Origin of the sequence: Pseudoalteromonas ruthenica, from assembly GCF_008808095.1 — a bacterium.
GTDB classification, from domain to species: Bacteria; Pseudomonadota; Gammaproteobacteria; order Enterobacterales; family Alteromonadaceae; genus Pseudoalteromonas; species Pseudoalteromonas ruthenica.
The window spans coordinates 585,698-608,250 of the sequence record NZ_CP023396.1; the positions used below are offsets into that span (position 1 = coordinate 585,698).

The 22,553-nt window shown below is 47.1% G+C and carries 16 protein-coding genes, 5 tRNA genes and 1 pseudogene; 11 read left to right on the forward strand and 11 right to left on the reverse strand.

Translation table 11 applies throughout. The features are described from left to right. The first annotated feature begins 119 nt into the window (after positions 1-119). The 5 genes from PRUTH_RS02865 to PRUTH_RS02885 all read left to right on the forward strand — a co-directional run bounded on the left by PRUTH_RS02865 (position 120) and on the right by PRUTH_RS02885 (position 1,141). Positions 120-195 (forward strand) — tRNA-Glu (locus tag PRUTH_RS02865). A gap of 167 nt (positions 196-362) precedes the next feature. Continuing rightward, positions 363-438 (forward strand) — tRNA-Glu (locus PRUTH_RS02870). Between the two features lie 167 nt (positions 439-605). After that, positions 606-681: transfer RNA gene (locus tag PRUTH_RS02875), tRNA-Glu, on the forward strand. Positions 682-822: 141 nt separating this feature from the next. Continuing rightward, positions 823-898 (forward strand) — tRNA-Glu (locus tag PRUTH_RS02880). A 167-nt stretch (positions 899-1,065) separates the two neighbouring features. Next, a tRNA-Glu gene (locus PRUTH_RS02885) sits at positions 1,066-1,141 on the forward strand. Positions 1,142-1,305: 164 nt separating this feature from the next. On the opposite strand, the pseudogene gloA reads toward PRUTH_RS02885, so the two are convergent. From gloA to PRUTH_RS02930, 9 genes and pseudogenes are all read right to left on the reverse strand, one after another. Continuing rightward, a pseudogene (gloA, locus tag PRUTH_RS02890) lies at positions 1,306-1,705 on the reverse strand (lactoylglutathione lyase). Continuing rightward, positions 1,706-2,344, reverse strand: a complete 639-nt coding sequence (nth, locus tag PRUTH_RS02895; RefSeq protein ID WP_151172477.1) for an endonuclease III — start codon at positions 2,342-2,344, stop codon at positions 1,706-1,708. A 34-nt stretch (positions 2,345-2,378) separates the two neighbouring features. Further along, entirely contained in the window at positions 2,379-3,077 is a 699-nt protein-coding gene (locus PRUTH_RS02900; RefSeq protein ID WP_022944718.1) for an electron transport complex subunit E, read from the reverse strand. Then, entirely contained in the window at positions 3,074-3,715 is a 642-nt protein-coding gene (gene rsxG, locus PRUTH_RS02905) for an electron transport complex subunit RsxG (protein ID WP_151172478.1), read from the reverse strand. Before rsxG ends, PRUTH_RS02900 begins: the two co-directional genes overlap by 4 nt. Next, the gene (gene rsxD / locus PRUTH_RS02910) at positions 3,712-4,770 is read right to left on the reverse strand and encodes an electron transport complex subunit RsxD (protein WP_151172479.1); all 1,059 of its coding nucleotides are present in this window, start codon (positions 4,768-4,770) and stop codon (positions 3,712-3,714) included. Before rsxD ends, rsxG begins: the two co-directional genes overlap by 4 nt. Further along, complete coding sequence (rsxC, locus tag PRUTH_RS02915; protein WP_151172480.1) at positions 4,767-7,223, reverse strand: electron transport complex subunit RsxC; 2,457 nt, start codon at positions 7,221-7,223, stop codon at positions 4,767-4,769. Before rsxC ends, rsxD begins: the two co-directional genes overlap by 4 nt. A 10-nt stretch (positions 7,224-7,233) precedes the next feature. After that, positions 7,234-7,788: an electron transport complex subunit RsxB gene (gene rsxB / locus PRUTH_RS02920; RefSeq protein WP_022946146.1), complete on the reverse strand. Its 555-nt coding sequence runs from the start codon at positions 7,786-7,788 to the stop codon at positions 7,234-7,236. A gap of 1 nt (position 7,789) precedes the next feature. Further along, positions 7,790-8,371, reverse strand: coding sequence for an electron transport complex subunit RsxA (gene rsxA, locus PRUTH_RS02925; protein WP_022946147.1), 582 nt, complete (start codon positions 8,369-8,371; stop codon positions 7,790-7,792). 121 nt (positions 8,372-8,492) lie between these two features. After that, positions 8,493-9,521: a LacI family DNA-binding transcriptional regulator gene (locus PRUTH_RS02930; protein WP_151172481.1), complete on the reverse strand. Its 1,029-nt coding sequence runs from the start codon at positions 9,519-9,521 to the stop codon at positions 8,493-8,495. A gap of 487 nt (positions 9,522-10,008) precedes the next feature. Between PRUTH_RS02930 and pgi the strand changes: the two genes are divergently transcribed. From pgi to PRUTH_RS02955, 5 genes are all read left to right on the forward strand, one after another. Then, positions 10,009-11,649 (forward strand): glucose-6-phosphate isomerase, encoded by a 1,641-nt coding sequence (pgi, locus tag PRUTH_RS02935; RefSeq protein ID WP_151172482.1) that lies wholly within the window; start codon positions 10,009-10,011, stop codon positions 11,647-11,649. A 439-nt stretch (positions 11,650-12,088) separates the two neighbouring features. Continuing rightward, positions 12,089-13,561 (forward strand): glucose-6-phosphate dehydrogenase, encoded by a 1,473-nt coding sequence (zwf, locus tag PRUTH_RS02940; RefSeq protein ID WP_151172483.1) that lies wholly within the window; start codon positions 12,089-12,091, stop codon positions 13,559-13,561. Then, entirely contained in the window at positions 13,561-14,271 is a 711-nt protein-coding gene (pgl, locus tag PRUTH_RS02945; protein WP_151172484.1) for a 6-phosphogluconolactonase, read from the forward strand. Before zwf ends, pgl begins: the two co-directional genes overlap by 1 nt. Positions 14,272-15,030: 759 nt before the next feature. Next, positions 15,031-17,679 (forward strand): TonB-dependent receptor, encoded by a 2,649-nt coding sequence (locus PRUTH_RS02950; protein ID WP_151172485.1) that lies wholly within the window; start codon positions 15,031-15,033, stop codon positions 17,677-17,679. A gap of 67 nt (positions 17,680-17,746) precedes the next feature. Then, the gene (locus PRUTH_RS02955; RefSeq protein ID WP_151172486.1) at positions 17,747-19,267 is read left to right on the forward strand and encodes a tryptophan halogenase family protein; all 1,521 of its coding nucleotides are present in this window, start codon (positions 17,747-17,749) and stop codon (positions 19,265-19,267) included. Here PRUTH_RS02955 and PRUTH_RS02960 read toward each other — a convergent pair. Continuing rightward, positions 19,264-20,811, reverse strand: a complete 1,548-nt coding sequence (locus tag PRUTH_RS02960; protein WP_151172487.1) for a tryptophan halogenase family protein — start codon at positions 20,809-20,811, stop codon at positions 19,264-19,266. The genes PRUTH_RS02955 and PRUTH_RS02960 overlap by 4 nt on opposite strands. A gap of 17 nt (positions 20,812-20,828) precedes the next feature. After that, positions 20,829-21,524, reverse strand: a complete 696-nt coding sequence (locus tag PRUTH_RS02965) for a DUF6445 family protein (protein ID WP_151172488.1) — start codon at positions 21,522-21,524, stop codon at positions 20,829-20,831. A 168-nt stretch (positions 21,525-21,692) separates the two neighbouring features. Here PRUTH_RS02965 and PRUTH_RS02970 point away from each other — a divergent pair, with 168 nt between their 5' ends. After that, positions 21,693-22,406 carry a SapC family protein gene (locus tag PRUTH_RS02970; RefSeq protein WP_022946155.1) on the forward strand — a complete coding sequence of 238 codons (714 nt, stop codon included), beginning with the start codon at positions 21,693-21,695 and terminating at the stop codon, positions 22,404-22,406. Positions 22,407-22,553 lie beyond the last annotated feature (147 nt).

The following is a 22,553-nucleotide window of genomic DNA, read 5'->3' on the forward strand; positions in this document are numbered from 1 at the left end:
TAAATAACCAGTCCTAGTGACATTAAATTCAGCGTTTTTGCTAAGGCCGCTTCGCCTCACTGGTTCGGCTCAGCCTTTACAAAAATTTATCGAAGTTATACTTCGATAGCGAAATTTGTGTCCCCTTCGTCTAGAGGCCTAGGACACCGCCCTTTCACGGCGGTAACAGGGGTTCGAATCCCCTAGGGGACGCCACTTTACTCGTATGGTAAGAGTCTAAATAACCAGTCCTAGTGACACAGAATGTAGTGAGCTTGTTGCTCTTACAGGTTCTGCTTGGATGAATAAGGCCATTCGCTTTCGCGGGCTCAAGCTCATCTTACGCAGAATAAGCAAAGTACACTTTGCTAAACCAATTCTGCGTCCCCTTCGTCTAGAGGCCTAGGACACCGCCCTTTCACGGCGGTAACAGGGGTTCGAATCCCCTAGGGGACGCCACTCTACTCGTATGGTAAGAGTTTAAATAACCAGTCCTAGTGACACAGAATGCAGTGAGCTTAGTGCTCGTACAGGTTCTGCTTGGATGAATAAGGCCATTCGCTTTCGCGGGCTCAAGCTCATCTTACGCAGAATAAGCAAAGTACACTTTGCTGAACCAATTCTGCGTCCCCTTCGTCTAGAGGCCTAGGACACCGCCCTTTCACGGCGGTAACAGGGGTTCGAATCCCCTAGGGGACGCCACTTTACTCGTATGGTAAGAGTTTAAATAATCAGTCCTAGTGACATTAAATTCAGCGTTTTTGCTAAGGCCGCTTCGCCGCACTGGTTCGGCTCAGCCTTTACAAAAATTTATCGAAGTTATACTTCGATAGCGAAATTTGTGTCCCCTTCGTCTAGAGGCCTAGGACACCGCCCTTTCACGGCGGTAACAGGGGTTCGAATCCCCTAGGGGACGCCACTTTACTCGTATGGTAAGAGTATAAATAACCAGTCCTAGTGGCACAGAATGTAATGAGCTTGCTGCTCTTACAGGTTCTGCTTGGATGAATAAGGCCATTCGCTTTCGCGGGCTCAAGCTCATCTTACGCAGAATAAGCAAAGTACACTTTGCTGAATCAATTCTGCGTCCCCTTCGTCTAGAGGCCTAGGACACCGCCCTTTCACGGCGGTAACAGGGGTTCGAATCCCCTAGGGGACGCCACTTTCTTCAAGTACTCACTTGAAAAAAAACATCTCTTCATAGCTATTAATATCCATCGCTTATAAAAAATTCCCGTTATTTTTTCTTGCCACAGAAGTGCGAATTAAAGCGTGGTTTATGGGAAGGATAGGAGCCAAGGGACAACCTTGACTCAGGAGCGTAGCTTAAAAGCTGTTATCAGCCTTTTTCTGGATCAGTTCAATTGCATAGCCATCAGGGTCTTTAACGAAGGCTATTTCTGTAGTGCCTCCTTTTACCGGACCCGGTTTCGCGGCTTACTACGCCACCGGCGGCACGAATTTGCTCGCAAGCCTGGTAAATGTCGTCATACTCAATGGCAATATGGCCATAAGCATTGCCGAGATCGTAGCTATCTTCATCCCAGTTATACGTAAGCTCTAACACGGTAGTGTCTTTCTCCTCACCATAACCGACGAAGGCGAGGGTGTAGCGGTATTGCTCGTTGTCAGCACGGCGTAGCTCTTTCATGCCCAGTACATTGGTATAAAACTCGATCGAGCGCTCTAAGTTGCCAACACGCAACATGGTGTGTAATAAACGCATTTATGCTACCTCAGTCTTGTCTTTAAATTCACATAAGTCTTCGATAATACAGCTGCCGCAGCGCGGTTTGCGCGCCACGCAGGTATAGCGGCCATGGAGAATAAGCCAGTGGTGTACATCAACCTTAAATTCTTTCGGCACGACTTTTTCAAGCTTTTGCTCCACCGCGACCACATCTTTACCCATAGCAAACTTGGTACGGTTAGAGACACGGAAAATGTGGGTGTCAACGGCAATGGTTGGCCAGCCAAAGGCGGTATTAAGCACGACATTTGCGGTTTTGCGACCAACGCCGGGTAATGCTTCTAGGGCCTCACGGTTTTCAGGGACTTCCCCCCCATGTTGTGACACCAAAATCTCGCACATTTTGTACACATTATTGGCTTTGGAATTATATAAGCCGATGGTTTTGATACTCTCACGCAGCGCATCAAGACCGATATCCAAGATAGCTTGCGGCGTATTGGCATGCGGAAAAAGTTTTCTGGTCGCCTTGTTGACGCCGACATCAGTGGCCTGTGCAGATAAAGTCACTGCCACTAAGAGCTCAAAAGGAGAGCTATATTCCAGCTCGGTTTCTGGGTGCGGATTGGCTTCGCGCAACCGCTCAAGGATGAGTCGGCGCTTATCTTTGTTCATTGTTGCCCCTTGATTGTATGTCGTTAAAACGAGCCTAATCTAAACTGGTCACTCGTGCTCGTGGACCTTTGACTTCCTCAGCGCTAGGCGCGTGTTTGGCTTTAAGCTGCGCGTCAATTAAGTTTTTAGCTGCAATCAGCAAGCCTAAACCAATAAATGCTCCCGGAGGTAAGATCGCCAGCAAGAATTGGTTATCAAAGTGAATAATGTCTAGACGCAGGCTTTGTGCCCATGGCCCCAGCAGTAAGTCGGCGCCATCGAATAAGGTACCTTGACCAATGAGTTCACGCATAGCACCCAATAGCACTAGGATCATGGCAAAGCCTAGGCCCATCATGAGCCCATCCCATGCACTCAACAACGCATTGTTTTTAGAAGCAAACGCTTCTGCGCGGCCGATAATGGCACAGTTAGTGACTATCAGAGGGATGAAAATCCCTAAAGACTGGTATAAACCAAAGGTAAAAGCGTTCATCAGCAATTGGATAATGGTTACAAACGCGGCGATGATCATCACAAACACGGGAATGCGGATATCTTTAGGCACCCATTGGCGCACCAGGGAGACCGTTACATTAGAGCCCACTAATACCAGTAATGTCGCTATTCCCAGTCCCAATGCGTTAGTGACTGTGCTGCTGACTGCCAGCAGCGGACAAAGGCCCAGCAATTGCACTAGCGCTGGGTTGTTGCCCCATACACCTTCTTTAAATAAGGTTTTATATTGGCTCATGATTGCTCCTCAGCTAAGCAATGATTGTCTGCTGTTGCGAGCGTGTCAAAGTGTTGTTGTGCATATAAAACGGTGCTTTTCACTGTTGTCACCACTGCGCGAGGAGTAATGGTTGCGCCGGTGAACTGATCAAACATGCCGCCATCTTTTTTCACTGCCCAACGCTCATCGTCTGCGCCTTGCACTTGCTTATTGGCAAACGAGTAAATCCAATCACTGCGTTTAGTTTCTACTTTATCGCCGAGCCCTGGGGTTTCGTTGTGTTTGGTAACTCGCACTCCACTGACGGTGCCATCAGGGTAAACGGCACTGATCATATCTATATTGCCACTGTAGCCATTTGCGGCGGTACTTTGTAGCACTAAGGCGATGACCTCACCTTGCCTGCGAGCACGATACACTGTGTAGCCCTCACGCGGGCCTAACTGCGGGGTATTGACGGTGGTGCAGTCTAAATAAAGATCGTTGTCATATTGCGATGCCGGCAACACTTGTTGTAACAAGCCTTGTAACTGCTTTTTCTCTTGGATCGCAATTTTGGGCGCGGTGTATTGCTGCACTAAGGTCACAGCACCTGTAGTAATAAGCGCGAATGCAGCTAAAATCCCACCATTTTTCGCCATCGAAGAAATAATCATGATTTTGCTCCGTGACCATAAGTACGAGGCTGGGTGTAATGATCTATGAGTGGCACTGCCATATTCATCAGTAACACCGCAAAGGCGACGGCATCGGGGTAGCCACCAAAGCTACGAATAAGATACACAATAACGCCTATGGCGGCGCCATAAATTAACCGGCCGCGATTCGTGGTTGATGCCGAAACCGGGTCGGTAGCAATGAAAAACGCACCGAGCATAGTGGCTCCGCTTAACATATGAAATGCCAGCCCAGGTTGGTTGCCCGAGTCGAAGATATAGCCGATGCTTGCACACACAGCCAAGGCACTGAGCATCGCCACCGGAATGTGCCAATTGATCACGCGTTGTTGTAGCAATAACACGCCACCAACGAGATAGGCCATGTTGACCCATTGCCAAGCGATCCCAGCGTACTCGCCAAACACAGGTTTTTCCATGCTCTCGGCTACAGTTAGGCCATGGCTAATATCGGTGCGTAGGGTATCCAGTGGCGTGGCCATGGTAACGCCATCAACACCGACACGGATCTGTTCGAGGCTAAAGCCGGCTTCGGTATAGTGTGTGAAGATGAGTGACAGCTCATCGCTAAAACTTAGCGTGTGCTGCATAAGCTCGCTAGGCGGCACCCATAAGGTCATTTGCACCGGGAAGGAAACAAGCAGTAGCACATAGCCTGCCATGGCTGGATTAAATAAATTAAAGCCCAGTCCGCCATAGAGCTGCTTAACAAAGACAATGGCAAAAAAACAGCCAATGACAATAACCCACCACGGGGCGAGGGGAGGAATACTGATAGCCAGCAGAAGTCCCGTGAGCCAAGCACTGCCATCTTGCAAGGTTGGCCAAATTTTACGCCCGCGAATCGCCAGCATAGCGGCTTCGAATACACTCACGCACACTAAGGCTAAAACTAATTGCACCACCACACCCGCGCCGAAAAAATACCACTGTGTGGCAATGCCTGGAAGCGCCGCGAGCGCCACCAAAAGCATTAATTCCGTCACTGATTTATGGCTGTGCTTATAAGGTGAACTCATCATATTGAGCTTCATGATGACTCCTCATCATCGTTTTTATCGGCTTCTCGGGCGGCTTTCTTGGCTTTGGCGCGAGCTATTGCGGCGGCCACAGCGGCTTTTTTCTTATCCTCAGGGGAGGGTGCCTCGGTCTCGCTTTCAACATTTTCAGCTGCCCCATCGGGCTGCTGCGTAGGTGCATCGGCTTTCGTGGCTTTCTTGGCTTTGGCTCGAGCTATTGCGGCGGCTACAGCAGCTTTTTTCTTATCCTCAGGGGAGGGTGCCTCAGTCTCGCTTTCAACATTTTCAGCTGCCCCATCGGGCTGCTGCGTAGGTGCATTCGCTTTTGCCGCCTTTTTCGCTTTGGCGCGAGCTATTGCGGCGGCCACAGCGGCTTTTTTCTTATCCTCAGCAGAGGATGCCTCGGTCTCGCTTTCAACATTTTCAGCTGCCCCATCGGGCTGCTGCGCAGATGCATCGGCTTCTCGGGCGGCTTTCTTGGCTTTGGCGCGAGCAATAGCAGCGGCCACAGCGGCCTTTTTGTTATCCTCAGCAGAGGATGCCTCGGTCTCGCTTTCGACATTTTCAGCTGCCTCGTTGGGCTGCTGCGTAGGTGCATCGGCTTTTGCCGCCTTTTTCGCTTTGGCGCGAGCAATAGCAGCGGCTACGGCAGCTTTTTTGTCTTCTGCGGCTGTGGGCTGGCTATCGCTTTGTTCACCTTGCTGGGCTTTTTTCGCCTTAGCACGAGCAACAGCTGCAGCGACTGCGGCTTTTTTGTCATCCGCTGTTGCGCTTGGCGCTTGCTCAGGCTGTTGTTTTTGTGCCTTGTATGCACGAGCCTGCTCTTTTCTTTGCGCACGAGCTTGAGCAACCTCTGAGTTATCTGGCTCAGGGGCTTCACCTTGCGCTTTTTTGGCTTTGGCGCGGGCAATCGCTTCGGCGACTTTTGCCTTGTTATCACCTGGCTCTGTTTTCTTTGCTTTCACGCGAGCCAGGGCTTCAGCCACTTTTTCCTTACTTTCACTGCTTTTAGCAGCGCTTCGGCTGGGCCGTTTGTGGCGGTTACGGCGCTCTTCTTGCTCGCGCTCTAAGCGTGCTTTTCTCGCTTCGAAGCGTTCGCGTGCACGCTCAGCTTTTACTTGCTCTATCTGTTGTTCGCGAATTTCAGCTTTTGCGACTCTGTAATACTGTACCAGCGGAATTTCACTTGGGCATACGTAGGCGCAAGCACCGCACTCAATACAATCAAATAACTTATGTTCTTCGAGTTTTTGGTACTCTTTGGTTTTGGCAAACCATTGCAGCTGCTGGGGTAATAAGCTAGCAGGGCAGGCGTCTGCGCAGGCACTGCAGCGAATGCAAGCACGCTCATCACCGGGCGCTGGCATTTCTTGGTTACTGGGAGCTAATATACAGTTGGTGGTTTTGACTACAGGTATGCGCACACTGGGCAAGGTAAAGCCCATCATTGGCCCACCCATAATCACGCGCTGCATTGGCTCAGGATTAAAACCTTGGAAAGCTAATAAATGCTTTATTTCCGTTCCCAGTAAAGCCCAGACGTTACCTTGTTGCTCAAGGGTTTCGCCTGCAAGGGTGACAACGCGTTCGATCAGCGGCTTGCCGAGCTCGACAGCTTGCTGTATCGCATATAAGGTGCCCACATTTTGTACCAGCACACCGATATCGGCAGGGATCCCGCCAGCAGGCACCTCTTTGGAGGTGAGTATCTGAATAAGCTGCTTTTCGCCGCCCGAAGGATATTTGGTTTCAATCGCTCGGACGATAATATTGTCGTAGTCGGCGCAGGCCTGAGTCATCGCCTCAATGGCCTTTGGCTTATCATCTTCAATACCAATGATAGTCAACTCAGGGCCCAGTAAGTGCTGGATGATATGGATACCGCGTACGATTTCTTCGCTGTGCGCTTGCATAAGCACATCATCGGCGCTGATATAAGGTTCACATTCGGCGCCATTAACAATCAAAATATCGATTGGCTGTTTGCTTGCGGTTTTAACATAGGTCGGAAAACCCGCACCGCCCATGCCAGAAATACCAGCATAATGAATGATATCAACTAGTCGCTCGGCACTAAGCTGCTGATAATTAGGGTGAGGCACAAGCTCACACCAAGTCTCTTGGCCATCGGGTTCAATAATAATACTCAGCTCAGGAATGGCTGAAGGGTGCGCCGAGGGCATAGGCGTGATATCCACTATACGCCCCGAGGTTGGTGCATGCACGGGCACTGACCAATTGGCATTGGGGCGAGTGAGAGCCTGGCCTTTTAATACCTGCTCACCTGCGTTTACTAATAACTGCCCCTCAGCACCAATGTGCTGTTTGATTGGCAGCACCAGTTTTTCGGGCAAAGGTAAGCTGTGAATAGGGAGCGAGTTCGTTTTATGTTTATGGGTAGGCGGGTGAATGCCACCAGGGCTTTGCCATAACTCACCGCGACGAATACGTGATAATAAAGAGTCCACACTACACCTCTTAATCTATCTGAGTCACGGGGATGGCATCGAGCTGCCATTTCCACGTTTGTTTACTTTGCGCTAGAGGAATCATATCTATGCAATCCACCGGGCAGGGCTCAACACACAAATCACAGCCAGTGCACTCATCTTTGAGTACGGTATGCATTTGTCGTGTTGCCCCAACAATGGCGTCAACCGGGCATGCTTGGATACACTTAGTGCAGCCAATGCATTCGTCCTCGCGAATGTAGGCAACTTTTTTCTCTGGCTCTGCTTCCTCGCCACCGGCGAGTGGCTTCGCTTCTACCCCCATTAAGTCGGCTAGCTTTTTAACAGTTGCTTCACCCCCTGGCGGGCATTTATTGACATCATCACCGTTGGCAATGGCTTCGGCATAAGGGCGACAGCCAGGGTAGCCGCATTGACCACATTGAGTTTGTGGCAAAATGGCATCAATTTGCTCGACAACAGGATCGCTCTCAACTCGGTAGCGCACAGCAGCAAAACCGAGGATCACGCCAAAAATAAGGGCCAGTACACCCAGGGCGATTAAGGCATAAAATAAGGTCATATTAAAACGTTACCAATCCGCTGAAGCCCATAAAGGCCATCGACATAAGTCCCGCCGTTACCATAGCGATTGCTGCACCTTTGAATGGCACAGGTACATCGGCACCGGCCAAACGCTCACGCATGGCGGCGAATAAAACCAGTACCAGAGAAAAACCAACGGCAGCACCAAAGCCATATACGGCAGATTCAACAAAACTATGCTGCTCTTTGATATTTAACAGGGCAACGCCGAGTACGGCGCAGTTAGTGGTAATTAACGGCAAAAAGATACCTAACAAGCGATAGAGCGTCGGCGAAGTCTTCTGCACCACCATTTCGGTAAACTGCACCACCACGGCGATCACCAAGATGAAACTCATAGTACGCAAAAAGGTGAGCTCTAAGGGCAGCAAAATATATTGATTAACCAGGTAGCTGGTGACGGAGGCCAGTGTCAATACAAAGGTGGTGGCCATAGACATGCCCACGGCGGTGTCCAGCTTACTTGATACGCCCATAAAGGGGCATAGGCCAAGAAACTGTACGAGCACGAAATTGTTTACCAACACGGTACTGACGAGCAGTAAGAGATATTCCGTCATAGCTACCCAAAAAACTGAAAAGAACCCGCGTATTATCCTTATTTCTCGGTCATTTCACAACAGTTGTAAGGGCTTATACGAACAATACAGCGGTGACGAGCACCGCTTTTAAGGCGTATACCTAGCTCAATGGGCCTGAGCTGTCGCGCATCACTAATGAGGGGGTAAAAGTGCGAATAATTTCTTTATCTTGATTACGGGCTCCCCGAGTCTTACTAAAAAGCAAGCGTGCGGCATGCTGAGAGATAACATCGTTATCCTGATGCGCGGTGGTCAGCTTTGGCCAAGTTTGTTTGGAGAAGGGCGAGTCTTCAAACCCCGTGATCGATAACTCATCGGGAATAGCCATATCCATAAGGCGTGCTGCAAAGAGTGCACCTGCTGCAATTTCATCGTTACCACCCATCACCGCACTGATATTCAAACGGTTCCCTTCTTTAAGCAGTGCTTTAGCACCATTGACGCCAGATTCAAATGAGTAATCGCCGCGATAAATTAGCTCTTCACGCACCTTGATACTATGATCTTGCAAGGCTTGCTCATAACCAGCGAGTCGTTCGGTGGTTGATTTGTGCCCTTGATCACCACAAATGAAAGCGATGTTACGGTGTCCTAAACTTATTAAGTGAGACGTAATTTCGTATGCAGCAGCGTAGTCATTTACATATATACACGGGCTAGTCTGTTCGCTATCACCACGGCCAGAGAGAATGCGCACATAATGCATACCCATCTCATCGAGCATATCAATCAATGCTTGCTGTTCTGAAAGGGGTGGGGTTAACACTAGGCCTGCGATACGCGAGCGCTTGATCATGGTTTTTAGTTCTTCTTGCATAGTGCTATCGGCATAACTGCAAGGGTGAATGACCAACTCATAACCCTCCTTTCGACAGTGAGACAACACCCCGTTTTGCATATCAATTACATAATAGGCGTTGGGGTTATCATACACTAGGCCAATGGCATAAGAGGATGTTCCTGCAAGGTTGCGGGCAGCTAGGTTAGGTTGGTAGTTTAATTCGTTTACAGCGGCCATAACGATATCGTGCGTTTTCTTGCGCACGGACGGCTCGTTATTTATTACTCGCGAAACCGTTTTCATTGATACACCAGCTAGTTTCGCGACATCATTTATCGTTACTTTCATGTTCTTTTCTTATTATGTCTGTGTTGGCACACAGGTGTTGTCATTAAGAGTAGCAGACACAGAGGTCACTATCGCGGTGGACCTGTTTTGCTTAAGCGTGCTCTATTATTTCCTTGCCGATAAAATCGCTTTGGCGTTGCTGTAGAGCATTTACATCGCTTAAAACGCATACATAGCCATGCTTCTCCATGAGTGTATCTAAAGTTAAATGCAAATAGCAGAGAAAATTTTAAATTTTCCTCATGATACCGGTGTCAAAGACGAAATTATGCGCTATGATCCCTCCACTAAAATCGCAAATTAGCAGATTGACAGCGTTGTCATTTTAACTTAGTGTTAACGCCGTTAGGTTGAATTTCGTATATTTGCAGGTAAAAAAGTATCTTCGCTGACAATTCACTTTTTCACAGCGAGCCTTTCATATTTTTACCTAGCGCTAATGATAGTAACAATAGCCCCATAAGCAAGGACTTAAAGGAAGTACAAAATGGTAGCAAGTCGTTCACAACTAGCGAGCTGGCAGAGCCTAGAAAAGCGCGCTCAGGAATTACAAAACACCCATTTGAAAACGCTTTTTGCAAACGATGATGCGCGTTTCAACACTTTCTCCGTTCAGGCTCCTGGCATTTTATTCGATTATTCTAAGCAGCTAATTAACCAGCCGGTGAAGGACGATTTACTTCGTTTAGCAGAGGACTGTGAATTAGCGCAGTGGCGCGACAAGATGTTCGCGGGTGAAAAAATTAATTTTACCGAACAGCGCGCCGTTTTGCATAGCGCGCTGCGCAACCGTGACCAATCGGCGATTATCGTTGATGGCGAAAATGTGAGCGAGCAAGTCGAGACTGAATTGAAGAAAATGCGCGCCTTTGTTGCCAAAGTGCGCTCAGGTGAATGGCTCGGATTTAGCGGCAAGGCTATTCGCCATGTTGTGAGTATAGGCGTGGGTGGCTCAAACCTGGGTCCACAAATGGCCACTGAGGCTCTCGCAAGCTTTGCCGATGACACCCTAGACGTACATTATGTTTCCAACGCCGATGGTGTACAAATTGCGAAAGTATTGGATGCAGTTGACCCTGAAACCACACTGTTCGTTATTTCCTCAAAGACTTTTACCACCTCTGAAACCATGACCAACGCCCAAACAGCGGTGCAATGGTTACAAGATGCTACGAGCGAAGCGGGTGCAATTGCTAAGCACTTCGTTGCTGTGAGCACCAATTTAGAGAAAACCTCTGCATTTGGCATTGCGCCTGAGAATGTATTTACCATGTGGGATTGGGTTGGTGGTCGATTTTCAATGTGGAGCGCAATTGGTTTACCTATCGCTTTATATTTAGGTTTCGATGCCTTTATCGAGTTGCTTGAAGGGGCATTTGAAATTGACCAACACTTTAAAAACCAGCCAATGGCGAACAACATCCCGGTGCTGATGGGGTTATTAAGTGTCTGGAATACCACTTTCTTAGACCATAAGGCGCAAGCTATTTTACCCTATGACCAAGCATTGCATATGCTCCCCGCCTATTTGCAGCAGGGGGAAATGGAAAGTAACGGTAAGTCAGTTAATTTTTCCGGTTCTCGCGTTAATTACACCACAGTCCCGTTAATTTGGGGCATGACGGGAATAAATGGTCAGCACGCGTTTTATCAATATTTACATCAAGGCACCACCATCGTTCCCGCTGATTTTATTGGCTCGATTAAGCCGCAAGTGGAAGTGGGTGAGCATCACCGCGTATTGATGTCGAACTTTTTTGCGCAGACCGAAGCCATGATGAATGGTGTCAGCGCTGAGCAAATCCGCGATGAGCTTAAAGCAAAAGGGATCAGCTCCGAGGAAATTGACCAATTGGTTGCTCACAAAGTACATCAAGGCAATCGTCCTACTTCTTCGATACTGTTAGACACCGTGGATGCGAGAGGACTTGGCCGCCTCATTGCGTTGTATGAACATAAAATTTTTGTCCAAGGTATCATCCTTGAAATTTGCTCTTTTGATCAGTGGGGTGTGGAATTAGGCAAAGGATTGGCTAAAAGCATTGAAGCTGAGCTGAGCGATGGCCAAGTCGGCGATCACGATAGTTCGACAGCCGGATTAATGAATTATTATCAAAGTAAACGATAAACAGAATTTGCTGCCTAGGCAGCACAGCCGAGTAGCGCTGGAGGGCTTAGAGGGGCAGTGTGGTTTTACTGACCCTCTAAGACTCTATTTCCTTTACGGACCAGCACAAAAGAATACCTTTGAACGGGTAGCGCTGGAGTCTTTAGGGCCTGTATGTTTGTGAGAGGACGTATGGTTACCCTAAGACTCATTTATTCTAAAGCTCCGATAACACGAAAACTGTGTCGGAGCTTTGCCATTTTCATTTAGGTGGATTTGGCTGCTGACTTCGTATTCATCGATGTCAGTGTGAAAACTGTCACAGGATAGAGCCGCGAAAGGTTATACTGTCCTCATAATAACAAGTATTATTGGCTCGATAGATAGCCGATGAGAGCAGCCCCTAGGGTGTGAATCTGCATCCACACGAAATGGGCACCAAACAGGTAGAGAGTAAATCATGCTAAATCCTTTTGATATTATCATTTTTGGCGGCGGTGGCGATTTGGCCTTGCGCAAATTGCTTCCGGCGATGTATCGCGCTTATCAGGAAGGGAACCTACCACAAGGGACACGCATCCTCCCCACTGTTCGTGGCGCTGATAAACGTGACGAATATATTGATACCGCTCATAAAGCAATGAAAGAGTACTTGGCCAAAGGTGAGTACAACGCCAAAGATTGGAAGGCGTTCGCAGAGTTCTTAGTGCCAGTCGTTGTCAATGTGACCGAGGCTGACAGTCATTGGGATGAGCTAAAAACGATTTTAGATGAGCACGAAGCAGATAAATCACGTGTATTCTACTTATCATTGCCGCCAGCAGTGTATGGCACCTGCTGTGAAATTCTCTCTGCTAAAGAGTTGATTACTGATACCTCGCGTGTGGTGGTTGAAAAGCCCATCGGCTACTGCGGTAAGTCAGCAGAAGAGATCAACGCGAAAATTGCACAATTCTTCAGTGAAGAGCAGATTTTCCGTATTGACCACTATTTAGGTAAAGAGACGGTTCAAAACCTGATGGCGTTGCGCTTCTCTAACTCTTTGTTTGAGAATTTATGGGATGCCAAGTCGATTGATAATATTCAAATTAGCATCTCGGAAACGGTGGGCCTTGAAAGCCGCGCGGGCTTCTATGATAAAGCCGGCGCGCTGCGTGATATGGTGCAGAACCACTTGTTACAATTACTTTGCTTGGTGGCGATGGAGTCGCCGCATAAGCTCAATGCGAACTCCATTCGCACTGAAAAATTAAAAGTGCTTGAGGCGCTAAGGCCGTTGGTGGGTGAGCAAGTCGATGAAAATATCGTACGTGGCCAATATGTACCAGGCGATCTCGACGGTAAACTCGTACCGGGGTATTTAGAAGAGCTGGGCGAAGGCTCAAGCGCGACAGAAACTTTTGTCGCTATCAAAGCGCATATCGATAACTGGCGTTGGGCTGGCGTGCCATTTTATTTGCGCACAGGCAAGCGTATGCATAAGCGTTGTGCGGAGATTGTTGTTGAATACAAGCCGGTCTCGCACAATGTGTATGAGCAAGATGTCGGTCCTATCCAGCCTAATCGCCTGGTGATCCGCCTGCAACCAGAGGAAAGCATCCAACTTACGCTGATGTCTAAGCGTTTGGACAATCTAGAAATGCAACTAGAGCCTGTTACGTTAAATATCGAGCTTTCAGAAACCTACTCAAAGGGTTTCCATTCAGATGCCTATAAGCGCTTAATGTTGGATGCGGCGGCCAATAACCCAGCGCTATTTATTCATCGTGATGAAGTGCGTCAAGCATGGAAATGGATTGATCCTATTATCGAACGTTGGCAGGAAAAAGGGATCCCGTCCCTATACCGAGCTGGCTCATGGGGCCCAGATGATGCAGATGAGCTTTTAGCAACAAATAATCACCGTTGGTTTAACACCGGGGGGGGCGCGTAATGGCGAATATTACAGAACACTTCTTTGATTCCAAAGAGCAGATGACCGCCAGTTTGGCAGAGTCACTAGAGCAGCGCTTAACCCAAGGTTTAGCTGAGAATAGCCGTGCAGCGCTGATGGTATCTGGCGGCTCATCGCCGGCTCCGGCCTATAAGTACCTATCAAACCTTGATATTGATTGGCACAAAGTGGATGTTGCTATGGTTGATGAGCGCTGGGTTGATGCCAGCCATGAGAAAAGTAACGAGACTTTCATCAACAATACCTTGCTACAAAATAAGGCTGCGCGCGCTAACTTTATCACCATGAAAAACGCAGCCCCGACTGCTGAGCAAGGCGTTGAGGCATGTGAGCAGCACTATCAGCAAGTGCACCGCCCTTATGATGTAACCATTTTGGGCATGGGACCGGATGGTCATACTGCGTCTCTTTTCCCGCACGCGCAGGGTTTAGAAATTGGGCTTCAAGCAGAGCAACTGGTATGTGCTATTAATGCGATTGAAAGTGAGGTGACAGGAGCGATTACCGAGCGAATGACATTAACGGTGCATGCTATTGCCCAATCAAAGGTCGTGAAGTTACTTATCAGTGGTGAGCAGAAGCTTGCAACTTATAAAGCGGCTAAGCAGCAAGGAGATGTTGCAGAGATGCCGCTGCGAGCAATATTGCAGCATCCCGATATTGAGCTCGAGGTGTATTGGGCTCCTTAACCGTATGACTATCAATAATGAATAACAAAAGCGCGGCAATAGCCGCGCTTTTGTTTTTTAGGGATGTAAGCTAAATGGCTGACAGTTTAGCTTTTGGTATCCTGCTAGAAGGCGCTAATCAATGGCTGCAAAATCGTGCCTCCAAGTTTTTGTAAGCAAATATAGATTTAATTGCAATGGGCACTAGACGGCAGCAGAATATTTGCATAGAATAACAATGACAGCGCTGTCATTGTTATTGATAATTAATTGTGACCCCTGAAAAGATACAAACGCTTCTGCCCGATGCTCTGTATTAAAGCGCCGCTCAACTAATATCTTTTGTATAAAAATAGTGCTATGAGAATAGTTGTTGTTAAAGTTATCCAACTGGGAGTAGAACAGGGGATACTTTAAGCATTTTAAAATTATTCTTACTTTTACAGGTACTTAGTCGCTCACTTAGCGGTAAGTAGAATCAAAACTGCCCTCTTATTTACCTTAATCAGAAACCAAGTTGCCAATTAGGCTTTACTTTTGTTGTCACATTTGTGTTATATTCATCTCGATTTCACACTAGCAGAGCTAAATTCACCTCTATTAAATGTTCACTAAATCATAGAGTTAAAGATTAACTCGCGGTTTTTTTAAACAAAAAAGCCAAAAAGATGTAGCGAAATTGTAATTTAGGGTGTATGGTTTGTTAGTAGATGACAGCGTTGTCATCATCACTGGGCAGAAGTGATAAAAAAATCAACAAAATGATTCAAGGGGAATCCTGTGTTAGCTAAAAATTTTAAAAAAAGCTTATTAGCAGTGAATATCGGCCTTGCTATGGGTGCTGGTTTTTCCGGCGCAGCAGTAGCGGCTGATGCACAAACTCAAGCAAAAGAAGATGTTGAAGTCATTGAAGTGCGCGGTATCCGCCGCTCATTAGAAGCGTCAATGAATACCAAACGCTTTGCTAATGCCGTGGTAGACGCGGTGTCAGCAGAAGACATTGGTGAATTTCCTGATAATAACCTTGCCGAGGCTCTAGGTCGTGTACCTGGTGTTACTGTTTCTCGTCAGTTTGGTGAAGGTTCAGCCGTCTCTATTCGTGGTGCGTCAAACTCGCTGACATTAACCACGCTAAATGGTCAGAATGTGGCCTCTACGGGTTGGTATTCACAACAAGCCATTGACCGTACCTTCAACTACTCTATGCTTCCACCAGAAATGATCGCTGATATGGAAGTGTACAAGTCATCGCAAGCAGACCTGTTAGAAGGTGGTGTTGGCGGTACTGTAATCGTAAATACCCGCAAGCCTCTAGATTTAGAGCCAATGACTATTTTTGGCAGCGTTAAAGGTTCGGGTTCTAGCCAGTCAGATGAAATTGATCCAACCGTTTCAGGGTTAGTCAGTTGGAAAAACGAAGCTGAGAATTTTGGTGCATTAATTTCTGTTGCACAATCGGACTATACACTGGAACGTCGCGGTGATGAGGCGTTACCCATTTGGGGTGGTCGTATTGCGCCAACTGCTTTTGTGCAAGAGCGTGAGCGCACAGCCTATGATATCCAGCTCCAATACGCACCAACTGATGCACTTGAGTTCGGCGTACACTATATGAACCTTGAGTTGGGTGCTGATGGCGTAAATAACCAAGTATGGATCCCACAAGATACGTCTAACTGCGAAGCGCTGAATGCCGATGGTGTGCCAGAGCGTTGTACTTCATCGCAACAGTGGTTTGACGACACAGGTTTAGGTGCAAACAGCTATTGGGACGTGCGTCCACGTAACGCAACAATGGAAACTGAACTGATTGCCGCAGACATGAAGTTCTTAGGCGATGGCTTCACGGTTGAAGTTCAAGTGGGTACATCAGAAGCCACGGGCGGTACCAATTTTGAAACCAACGTTGCTTATATTTCGGGCCTAGGCGGTTCGGTAGGCACACTTGATGGCACGGGCACGAATTGGATTTTTGATACCGAAGATCAATCTTATCCATTGCCTGCGGCTGGCGAGTATGTTGGCTGGGAAGGCTTACAGCCGGGCGCGATTGTTAATGAGCCGCGTACGGATGAAGAAACGTATGCACAGGTAGATGTTGAGTTCGAAACAGACTTTGAATACATCACGTCAATTAAAACCGGTTTACGTTGGTCAGATCACGATGTTGTTCGTGACAAAAACCGTCCAAACTTGAACTTTGATGGTGCCGCAGAGGCCGAAATCGTTGATGCTGACCGCTTCACCGATGGCCGAATTGATGCTGGCATGAGCGATATCTCTATCCCTAATGGTGATGGCGCTGAGATGATTGCTTATACTCAAGAGTTCATAGAAAGCTGGGCTCGTGAACGCTCAGGGTATGCATCACTAAATGAAGAAACGGTTGCTGCCTATGTAATGGCTAATTACTCAGGTGAAAATTTCCGTGGTAACTTCGGTTTACGTTATGTGTCAACTGAAGCAACCTCGCAAGCCTATGCTTTAGCACCTGGTTTTGTCGACCCAACGCATGCATTTAATAATGGTTACTCGACAGCTTTAACAACTGAAGAACATGACCATTCAGAGGTTTTACCTAGCTTTAACTTGGCTTATGACCTTTCTCAAGACATGATCTTACGTGTATCTGCTGCGACCGTTATTTCTCGTCCAAACTACAATGACATGTTCAGTAACGCTGCATTAGCAGGTTATGACGACAACGACGATAACAACCAGTCGGTCACCAAAGGTACTCCGTCACTGAGCCCATTTAAAGCGAACCAAGCTGATGTTGGTGTTGAGTATTACTACGCACCGTCTAGCTTAATTGCAGGTAGCTTCTTTTGGAAAGACGTTGACACCTTTACCACAAATACAGAACAACCAGGTCAAAGTATTGGTATCGTTGACCCAGGAACAAACACCGACAACTGGCGTGTAGAAACGTACACAGACGGTGACGGTGGCACCATTTATGGTGCAGAGTTCCAGTTGCAGCATACGTTTGATAACGGTTTCGGGGCTGTTGTAAACTACACTTACTCTGATTCAGATGCCAATGCAGAGAACTTCGTAGATGGCAACTCTGTATTCTCTGATGCATCAGAGCACACAGTGAATACAGTGGCGTTTTATGAGACCGACGCACTATCATTACGTGCAGCCTATACTTGGCGTTCAGAGTACATGATTCGTGAAACGGGTTTCTACGGTAGTCGTCTACACGAAGACTTTGGAACATTGGACTTAAGTGCGAGTTACGATATCAACGAGAACTTCACTATTATCGCCGATGTTACAAACCTTCTAGAGGAAGACAGCATCCAGGTTGGTAACCACCAAAACTGGACTGACACTGATAACCCACGCTTCAGTCGTGGATACCCAGCGTATAATTATCAGGGTGAGTCGCGTTACTCTGTTGGTTTACAATTCCGCTTCTAAAGCGATATTGTTGATAAAACCCGAGCTCATGCTCGGGTTTTTTGTTTAGGCAAGTGGCAGTTTGAAAATGAAAAAATTGAGAAAAGTCGTTATTGTCGGTGGTGGTACATCTGGCTGGTTGGCTGCGAATCACATTGGCAAGAGACTATTAGGCAGCGATATTGAGGTGTGCTTAATTGAGTCACCTACTATTCCAACCATTGGCGTCGGTGAGGGCACTGTGCCGATGATGGTCAGTACCTTACAAAGTTTTGGTATTTCCGAGCAAACCTTTATTACCCAGTGCGATGCGACGTTTAAACAATCAATAAAGTTCATAAACTGGCTTGATAAACACCACCATGGTGAACACAACTATTATCATCACTTGTTCGAATACCCCTTTCCAAATAATCAAGATGTCACGCAAACTTGGCTCAGTGACACAACAACCGCCTCATTCGCCGAAACCGTTTCGTTTCAACACATGCTCTGTGAGCACGGTGTCGGCCCTAAGGCGATAACTCAAGCGCAATACACTGGCCACGCCAGTTATGCCTATCACCTTAATGCGCTCAAGTTTGCCCAACTATTAAAGGACAATGCCACATCTCGGTTTAACGTGAAGTTACTGAAAACCAACGTAACAGCGGTAAAGTGCAATGATGAAGGCCATATCAGTGAGCTGCAAACTGACGATAGTGGCCAAGTCAGCGGCGATTTTTTTGTTGATTGCAGTGGCTTTTCGAGCATTTTGCATCGACAAGCCTTGGGCGTTAAATCAGTGGATGTAAGTGATCAGCTGTCGATTGATAAAGCCATTACGGCCCAAGTCCCGACCTCTGCAGATGATGCGATCCCTCCTTACACGCTGGCCACAGCACATCAGGCCGGGTGGATATGGGACATTGCCCTGACCACACGACGTGGAACCGGCTTTGTGTATGCCAGTGACTACTTAACAAAAGAGCAGGCATATACCAAATTTGAACGTTATTTAGGTCAGCCGTTATCTGGCTTAAAAGTACGGGAAATTGACATGAAAGCGGGGTTCGCTGAGCGGGCTTGGCATAAGAATTGTGTGGCTTTAGGGCTTGCTCAAGGCTTTGTTGAGCCTTTAGAGGCAACCTCCATTCTGCTGACTGACTTTAGTGCAAAGCTGTTGGCCGAGAATTTGCCAGTGCAGCATCATGCGCTAGCGTTAGCCGCTAAGAAGTATAACGAAATTGTCGATTATGCATGGCGCCGAGTCGTCGACTTTATCCAATTGCACTATTATCTTTCAGATCGTCAAGACTCTGCGTTCTGGCGGGCAATGAAGTCAACTGACAGCATGTCTGTGGTGCTCAAAGAACGTCTTGCGTTGTGGCAATACCAAGTCCCTAAAAAGTCTGACTTTAACTCTAAATATGAAGTGTTTGAGCTAGAGAACTACTTGTACATTCTTTATGGTATGCATTTTAAGCCATGCGCTCATTTAGTTGCCAAGGCTGAGCATAAAGAATTGATTGCTATGTTAACAAGCTATGGTGAGCAGCTGCTAAAGCAGCTGCCTAAGCACCGAGCCTTGCTTCACAATATAGCCCAACATGGGCTGCAGAAAATTTAGCTTTTACACGATGCACCAAACGCTTCGAGCAATGCTCTATTTGACAAGAGCTTGCTTGCGGCACTGCGTTTTTGTGCGGCGATTGAGGCAAATGCCTTGTCGATGATCTCCTCGTTGATTGGCGCTTTTTCAACGTAGTTAGGTAAAAACTCTAATCCATAGAGAATGTATTGCCAACTAGCGAGAGTGAACAGGTCGTATTTGTAGGGTAAGTCGCCATCGGTAATACCATAATGCTGCCAAGCCTTGAGCTTTTCCTGTAGTGAGGCAGGAATGGTCTCGGGGTTTTTCTGCTCTCGCCAAAAAGGGGTATCATCGCGCTTGGTGAGACAATAATGCAGCTTAATGAAATCGATAATGTTGTCCCAACGGGATGTGAAAATACGATTGTATTGCTTTTCTCTCTCGAGCATTGCTTCTCGAGTTGCAGGGAAACGGGCGGCAAGAGAGCGCACTCCCGCCTCAACCATGGCTATAGCAGTTGCTTCCAAAGGCTCGACAAAGCCACTGGAAAAACCGATAGCACAGCAGTTCTTGGCCCACGATTTTTCTCGGTAGCCGGTTTTGAAGCTGATATGACGATAGCGCTTCTCACTATCATGGGCAATACCATGATAATCGCACAAGGTTTTCTCAGCCTGCTCTTTGGAGCAGTAGTGTGAATTGTAAACATAACCGGTGCCTCGGCGATTTTGTAAGGCAATATCCCAAATCCATCCGGCGTCTTGCGCCGTGGACACCGTATGGGTCGTGATAGGGGTCTCGGCATCGGCATATTCCACAGGTAACACAACGGCGGTATCGACTGTGAGGTAGTGGCTCTTATCAACAAAGGGCACGTTTAGAGCTTTTGCTAACAGCAAAGAGGAGAAGCCCGTACAGTCGACAAAAAAATCAGCGTCATGCTGGCGTTGCTGCTTATCAACTAAGTGCGCGATGAAACCTTGCTCATCAAGCTCTACTTGCTCAATATCTGCAACAATATGCTCAACCTGTAACTTGTTCATTGCATGCTTTTTGAGTAACTGGCCCAGCTTGGCGGCATCAAGGTGGTATGCATACTTGGCAAGCCAAGCATATTCTCCCGTCTCAGGTGTCTTAGGTGCGAGGTTTTCGTCGCACAGGAATGACTGCACCGACGTCGCGTGGGCAAAATCTTGCTGCATCGTGCCTTGGTGTTTTCGGCTCACCCAATATGCGCTCAAATCAAGGCCTTTTGGTTTGGCGGGGGGATCAAAAGGGTGGTAATAGGCATGAGGTTTTTCGTTTGGGTTATACAGCCAATTTTTAAAAAGAGCACCTTGCTTAAAGCTGGCGTCACACTCAGCGATAAACTCTTTTTCAGAAAGGCCAATCTCATACAAGGTATTGACGATAGTAGGGAAGGTGCCTTCGCCAACGCCAATTGTGGGGATAGTGTCTGACTCAATAATACTGACTTTAATATCCCGTCCGGTTCGCTTAAAACTACTGGCTAAGTAGGCTGCGCTAAGCCAGCCAGAAGTGCCACCGCCAACGACAATAACACGTGATAAATCTTTCATTCTTATTCCTTTATTTTTTATTCTAAGTAGAAAAAGGAAGCGACACTCAGGCGACCATTATCTATATCATCCTGCTGATTATGTTGTCCCTTTAAATCAGCGCTGTGCAATATATTGCCCTGATAAATAATGATTCTATTGAATTTCGCCGGCACACTCAGTACTCGCTCGAAAAGGTCAGAGTCGCCCTGAATATAACCATCAAAACTATGCGCATGATGCTGAATTGATTTAAGCATGTTTTTGACAGCGTTGTCATCATTAAACTGCGCCATCCCCGTTGGCCGGTAGCAGTAAAAGGAGGTGCCGCCATGTTGCTCAGAGTATAAATAGTGCACGGTTGCATAGTCTTTATTATCTAAGCTATCGATATGGGGGGCTTTTTGAAAGAGCGAAAGTTGAGACTCTTTCACCGTGGTCAGAGATAACTCGTTTCTGTAAATATCTACTTTACCGTCAAGTTGCAACACTCCTCTGTCGCGCAGACTATTGAGTAATTCTGATAGCGCGCGTTTATAGGGCAAAGGCATTTTGTCGCGTTTACCTGGATAAAAAGAGCGGTCCGTTCCCGGAGGGTTAAAGTATGCGGTGGTTTTGGCATAGTGAATGACTTGTTCAGGGTTAGCTAAGAAGTCATCAACGACGACCACGCTTTCATTGGTTGCAGGAATTGCAATGACGTTCGCTTGGTAATCTAAATTCAGTGTATACATTGGTTTTAGCTTGTAACGGGTTAGACAGCATTATGTTAGCCAAAATCAATTAGAGTCAAATGCGATGTTCCGTTGCCACAAAATTTTCACTTCCTTTTTCCTAGTAAAACCGCTAGCCTTAGTGCCACTAGATAAGTAACAAATACGTAAAATTAATGGAGCAGTAATATGGCGGAGCAACAAGTGCAGCCTTTGCATAACGAAAAACATGCCAACACAAAAATCAAAAATGGCATTAACCTAGAATTTTTGAAAACTCAGCACCTCGTTCCTGTAGTTGCTCACGAGTTTGGTCGTGTTGCTAACGAATTTCCGATGGCATTCGTAAAAAATAATGAAACGGGTAAATTCCAAGCGGTAGCGATTTTTGGACTTGAACCAGGTGAAAACCTATTTGTAGATGGCGATCAGTGGGTAGCAGGTTTTGCCCCATTAGCTGTGACTCGCTATCCGCTAGGTCTTGTTAAGCACCCAGAAGAAGAGCAGTACGGTGTAGTTATCGATGAAGCTAGCCCGTTGGTAGGCGAGGAAGACGGTAATGCGCTATTTGAAAATGGCGAAGAAACTGAATACCTGAAGCGTCGCAAAGATGCACTTGTGTCGTTCATTGAATTCTCTGGCGTGACTGAAACCTTCACTCAGTATCTTGCAGATAAAGAGCTATTGGTACCACAAACGCTGACTGTGGATATCAAAGGCGAAAAGAAAGATATCTCAGGTATCTATCTAATTGATGAGAAAAAGTTAAATGAGCTAAGCGACGAAGCTTTCTTAGAGCTTCGCAAGCGCGGTTACTTAGCGCCTATTTATTCGTTCCTAACGTCTACTCACCAAGTGGGCCGTCTGGCGCGTTTAAAAGCTCAGCGTGATGCTGACGCATAAATCGTATAAAGCGTGAAAAAGCCCAGCAATTGCTGGGCTTTTTTGTACCCGCTTGTTCAGTTATTACACGAATATGAAAATTGGACCAAAGTTTTATCTCTTTACCCTTGAGTAACGTCGGCCCATGTGAAAAAATTTGAGTTTATT

Excerpts from the sequence above, each read along its gene's own strand:
- nth (WP_151172477.1), bottom strand. The coding sequence starts at position 2,344 with ATGAACAAAGATAAGCGCCGACTCATCCTTGAGCGGTTGCGCGAAGCC.
- PRUTH_RS02900 (WP_022944718.1), bottom strand. The coding sequence starts at position 3,077 with ATGAGCCAATATAAAACCTTATTTAAAGAAGGTGTATGGGGCAACAAC.
- rsxG (WP_151172478.1), bottom strand. The coding sequence starts at position 3,715 with ATGATTATTTCTTCGATGGCGAAAAATGGTGGGATTTTAGCTGCATTC.
- rsxD (WP_151172479.1), bottom strand. The coding sequence starts at position 4,770 with ATGAAGCTCAATATGATGAGTTCACCTTATAAGCACAGCCATAAATCA.
- rsxB (WP_022946146.1), bottom strand. The coding sequence starts at position 7,788 with ATGACCTTATTTTATGCCTTAATCGCCCTGGGTGTACTGGCCCTTATT.
- rsxA (WP_022946147.1), bottom strand. The coding sequence starts at position 8,371 with ATGACGGAATATCTCTTACTGCTCGTCAGTACCGTGTTGGTAAACAAT.
- PRUTH_RS02930 (WP_151172481.1), bottom strand. The coding sequence starts at position 9,521 with ATGAAAGTAACGATAAATGATGTCGCGAAACTAGCTGGTGTATCAATG.
- pgi (WP_151172482.1), top strand. The coding sequence starts at position 10,009 with ATGGTAGCAAGTCGTTCACAACTAGCGAGCTGGCAGAGCCTAGAAAAG.
- zwf (WP_151172483.1), top strand. The coding sequence starts at position 12,089 with ATGCTAAATCCTTTTGATATTATCATTTTTGGCGGCGGTGGCGATTTG.
- pgl (WP_151172484.1), top strand. The coding sequence starts at position 13,561 with ATGGCGAATATTACAGAACACTTCTTTGATTCCAAAGAGCAGATGACC.
- PRUTH_RS02955 (WP_151172486.1), top strand. The coding sequence starts at position 17,747 with ATGAAAAAATTGAGAAAAGTCGTTATTGTCGGTGGTGGTACATCTGGC.
- PRUTH_RS02960 (WP_151172487.1), bottom strand. The coding sequence starts at position 20,811 with ATGAAAGATTTATCACGTGTTATTGTCGTTGGCGGTGGCACTTCTGGC.
- PRUTH_RS02965 (WP_151172488.1), bottom strand. The coding sequence starts at position 21,524 with ATGTATACACTGAATTTAGATTACCAAGCGAACGTCATTGCAATTCCT.
- PRUTH_RS02970 (WP_022946155.1), top strand. The coding sequence starts at position 21,693 with ATGGCGGAGCAACAAGTGCAGCCTTTGCATAACGAAAAACATGCCAAC.